Genomic DNA, 4,046 nt, shown 5'->3' on the forward strand with positions numbered 1-4,046 from the left:
CCCATGATCGACACTTCGGACAAGTCACTTCCCGGACCCGCTGAAGCACAGCCTAAAACATTGTCCTTGGCGACCTCTTGACACAGAGGGGTGCCAAATGAGCACGCCGAATCATGCCGTTACGTGCTCATCGAAGATCGCTCGGTGGCGGAGACGACGGCTGAGGCGCACCTTACATTCGCACCGTGCACCAATCTATAGTTCCTTTATGACCGGTCTGGAAGCCGCCTTGGCCCGATTCGGGCAGCGTGTCGTCTCGACAGCCTTATCGAAACGTTACCGGCGAGCTCGGGTCGAGCGAGCAATCGAGTTCACCTCGGCGCTGGACGACAGCAGCGGCGAAGCACGTCGCCTGGCGCAGGAACTTACCGCCGCCCAGATCGCAAGTGTTAATGAGTACCTCGAGTCGCCGAGCGCCGACCAGCTTGCATTGCAAATCGTAGCGGCGCGGACGCTAGAGACCTTGGGTAAAGATCGTTCAGAACTCCTCAGTGCGATTAGAGAACAGATTCGGTGGGGTCTGCACCTCGCAGTTCGACTTCCCGAGGAACAGTTGTTCGCAATGACCGACCTAGTCTTCCGCTCCCTGCTGGTCGCATCGGGCTCCCTAGTCTCTGCCGATCGGAAACAGCCGGTGATGGCCGAAGGCGTCTCTGACTTGATAATTTCGGGTGCAGTGACGGCCGCTGCGATGCGCAACAGTACCGTACTGAAGGAACTTCGCGGATTGTCAGACATTCGGACATTCGAACGAAATCTGCGCCTTCAAATTTTGGCATCGCATGGAGAGTTGCGACTGCCGCACACAGGAGTAAATCGCAGCGTCCCAATCCGGGAAATTTACGTGGACCCTGACCTCGAACCATTTCCGTCTGGAATTGCCTCGTTTTCAAGTAATCGGGCTATTCGCTCACTCCTGGCGTCGGCGCCACCGGGGAGTGAGGTTCTGGCGTCGCTGGCGGAACTTGTCGACTTGAACTCACCCGACAGCCCGGACTTGCGTTCCGCGCTCTTAACGTATCGGCGAATCGTTATTCTCGGCGATCCGGGTGCCGGAAAATCGACGGCAATGATCAAGCTGGCATGCGACTTGGTGCAGGGGGAAGCAGGCTCGGAAGACTTTCCAACGCCATTCCTCGTCACTCTCCGAGAAGCCGTGACTGATTTCGAAAAGGGCGGAAAGGCGATAACTGAATATCTCACCGATATCTGCCGAGCTCCATACAACCTAGAGCCACCTCCAGGCGCAATCGACTATCTACTACTCAATGGTCGCGCACTAGTAATATTCGACGGCCTCGACGAGTTGACAGAAACCGCGCTTCGCTCTCGGGTGGTACAGCTGATCGAAGGTTTCGTGACACGTTACCCACTCGTGTCGGTCGTAGCGACATCCCGCAAAATCGGCTACGACGCGGCGCCGCTGAGGAGCGGTATGTTCACGACCTTCAGCCTGGAAGAATTTGATGAGCGGCAGGTCGGCGAATTTGCGTCCAAATGGTTTGACCTCGACGATTCGCTTTCTCCCGCGGACCGTTCCAGAATTCACTCCGCTTTCATGCGTGATAGTGAAATCGTACCTGACATTCGGTCCAATCCTCTGCTGTTGAGTCTTCTCTGCGGAATGTATGCAACGGAAAGGTACATCCCGCGCAATCGCCCCGAGGTCTACGAGAAATGCGCTCTTATGCTCTTCGAGCGGTGGGACCGCATGCGAGGGATCCGCAGCACATCGATGTTTGGAAATGAGGTTCGCAGCGCGATCCAGTCCCTGGCGTGGCATCTACTAATCACGCCGGCGGCGGGCGGCAGCCTGCCCCGGCGTGCTCTAGTAGATGAGCTAGTGCAAGGCCATTATCGGCTGCGGGGAGATGACGAAGGGGAGGCACGCGAGGAAGCGGAGAAGCTGCTGGATTTCTGCGCCGGCCGTGCATGGGTCCTTACTGACCTGGGAACGACACCTCACGAGCCTCGATATGGCTTCACTCACCGTACGTTCCTCGAGTACTTCGCCGCCGAGTACCTCGTTCGCACGAAAGGCAGCTCCACGGAGGCTGTATTCGAGGTCCTACTTCCACATCTCGAACTCCAAGAGTGGGATGTGGTAGCCCAACTAGCTGTACAGATACTCGACCGAAACGTTGCGCGAGGCGCAGACGAATTCATCAACTTGCTCCTTCGCGCTGCACAATCGTCAAATGCTGGAACAGGGGAAGCGCTTGTGCGTTTCGCCTATCGGATGCTGGGATACACGACGCCAACGAGGATGGCTATCGAAAAAATAGTCACAGCAACTGCTCGTCTCGATTTAAGTTTTTCGGCCGACGATCTCTATCTGAACGCTTTTGAGGCGATAGTGCCGATTGTGCCTTCCCTTGACTTGTTGCGTCTGCTGCAGGGATGCGCTCCAGAGAATTTGCGTGAGACTACCCGGGCCATGCGAGGCATCTTCGAGACGGTCGTAACCACGCCTGGAGACCGGCGGAGCCCGTCTAAGCGGGCGTGTTGGGCGCTCATCGCTGCATTGTCAGGCAGCCTGCAGGACCCTTCTGGCAGGTTGGAAGAAGATCTCCGGGACCTGCGCGAACAATATGAGCCTCTGGGGTTCAGATTTCCATGGATGTTGGACTACTGGCCCGCAGAAGATTCATCCTCTGGATCAATTTCTTCCGGACGGAATAACTCTGCGCGTGAATCTGATTGGCTTGCGACTGCTCTCCGAGAATGCGGGCCGAGGTCGCTATACTTGCTACCTCCTTACCGCAGCGCACATCTTTCGTGCCTTTTGGCCCGCCTCATTTCCGTGCCTGAAGTTCCCGATGGCTTCGAAGAGGCCGTCATTGGATCACTTCCTTTTCTGCCAACGGCGGAATGGATGAGCCTCTCTGTGGACCTGTTGCGAGACCACGAGTTTATCGCACCGGCCGCACCGGGAGTGGATTTTAACGAAGTCGCGGCAATACTCGAAAGTTCCCCCTCCGGCACAGCAATGTGTCTGACAATTTTGGTCCTGCCTGTTCTGGAGGTTGAGGCAAGAATGGCAAAGCAAGCATCCATGGGACCGAACTCACGTGTTCGGCAGATTATGGATATCAGGTCCGCGGCGGAGGCGGATACGGAGAAGATCCGACATATTTATGGCGCGCTTACGAACGGAATGATTCCGGTGGCTCAATGGCTGAGCAGCTGGACTTCCCGAAGATTCGACACGGTAAGGTGGAGACAATGTGGCAGATTCACTCACTGCTCTTGCCATCGTTGTCCAGTCTGCCGCGATAACGGATCCACGGCGCATCTGGGTCGATGTGGCCACGACGAGTCTCGGCACTCGTCCAACGTACTGTTCTCGGCAAAAGAGCATGCCGGTGCCAGCATGTTGGCCACGTAGCGTGACGCCACTGGCCGGATCATCTCGTATCTCGCCGTCGCTGAGGTAGGTGATTGGGGGGTAGCGCGCCGGTGGCGGCCAGCATGGGTGGCGCGAGTTCAAGGCGGGGTAAGACGGGCTTTATTCGCATCCGTCGTCGATCGTCTCAACCTCGGCCAGGGTGGCGGGGTCGACGCCGTGCTTCGCGGAGGACGACGTCCCGTTCGGCTGCGGTCGCGACGTAGAGGCGCTGGTCGCCGCCCCGGATCTCGATCCATTCGTGCAACCCGGTTCCCAGGTCGATCTCCACGGTCTCGACCTGCCAGCCGTTGTCCGCGAGAACGGGCGACATCTGTCCAGTGACTCTTCCCGGTGGCGGGGCCGCCGACCGTGACTGTCGCCGTCCGTGGTCGTGCCGCAGCTCCGCGGCCGGTCGTCGTGACCTTGAGGTGCTGGCGCCGCAGCCGGCCGTAGCCGTAGCCGAGGCCTTCCCAGTGTCGGCCGGTGACCTCCAGGGTGATGTGTGCCGACGGCCAGCGCCCTGTCGGGACCAGCACGCAGCCTTTCTCGCGGGCCCGGGCCTGCAGCGACCGCACGGTGGCGTCGGCGACCGGCCCGGGCGTCCTGAGGGCGACCAGGTCGACGCCGTCGATCAACGCGGCCACGACCTGCGGCCAGT

At 58.9% G+C, this 4,046-nt stretch carries 2 protein-coding genes; one reads left to right on the plus strand and one right to left on the minus strand.

Annotated features, from left to right (window positions below; genetic code table 11):
- Nucleotides 1–208: 208 nt before the first annotated feature.
- A complete protein-coding gene (locus tag IH26_RS59280) occupies nucleotides 209–3,388 on the plus strand; it encodes an NACHT domain-containing protein (RefSeq protein WP_169789954.1) in 3,180 nt (1,059 codons plus the stop codon).
- A 145-nt stretch (nucleotides 3,389–3,533) separates the two neighbouring features.
- On the opposite strand, the gene IH26_RS0152105 is transcribed toward IH26_RS59280, so the two are convergent.
- The gene (locus tag IH26_RS0152105) at nucleotides 3,534–3,719 is read right to left on the minus strand and encodes a hypothetical protein (RefSeq protein WP_030443748.1); all 186 of its coding nucleotides are present in this window, start codon (nucleotides 3,717–3,719) and stop codon (nucleotides 3,534–3,536) included.
- Between the last annotated feature and the right edge of the window lie 327 nt (nucleotides 3,720–4,046).

The sequence above is a fragment of the Actinoplanes subtropicus genome, assembly GCF_000721705.1.
Taxonomy (GTDB): domain Bacteria; phylum Actinomycetota; class Actinomycetes; order Mycobacteriales; family Micromonosporaceae; genus Actinoplanes; species Actinoplanes subtropicus.

Coding starts and splice junctions, on each gene's coding strand:
- IH26_RS59280 (WP_169789954.1), top strand. CDS start 209: ATGACCGGTCTGGAAGCCGCCTTGGCCCGATTCGGGCAGCGTGTCGTC.
- IH26_RS0152105 (WP_030443748.1), bottom strand. CDS start 3,719: ATGTCGCCCGTTCTCGCGGACAACGGCTGGCAGGTCGAGACCGTGGAG.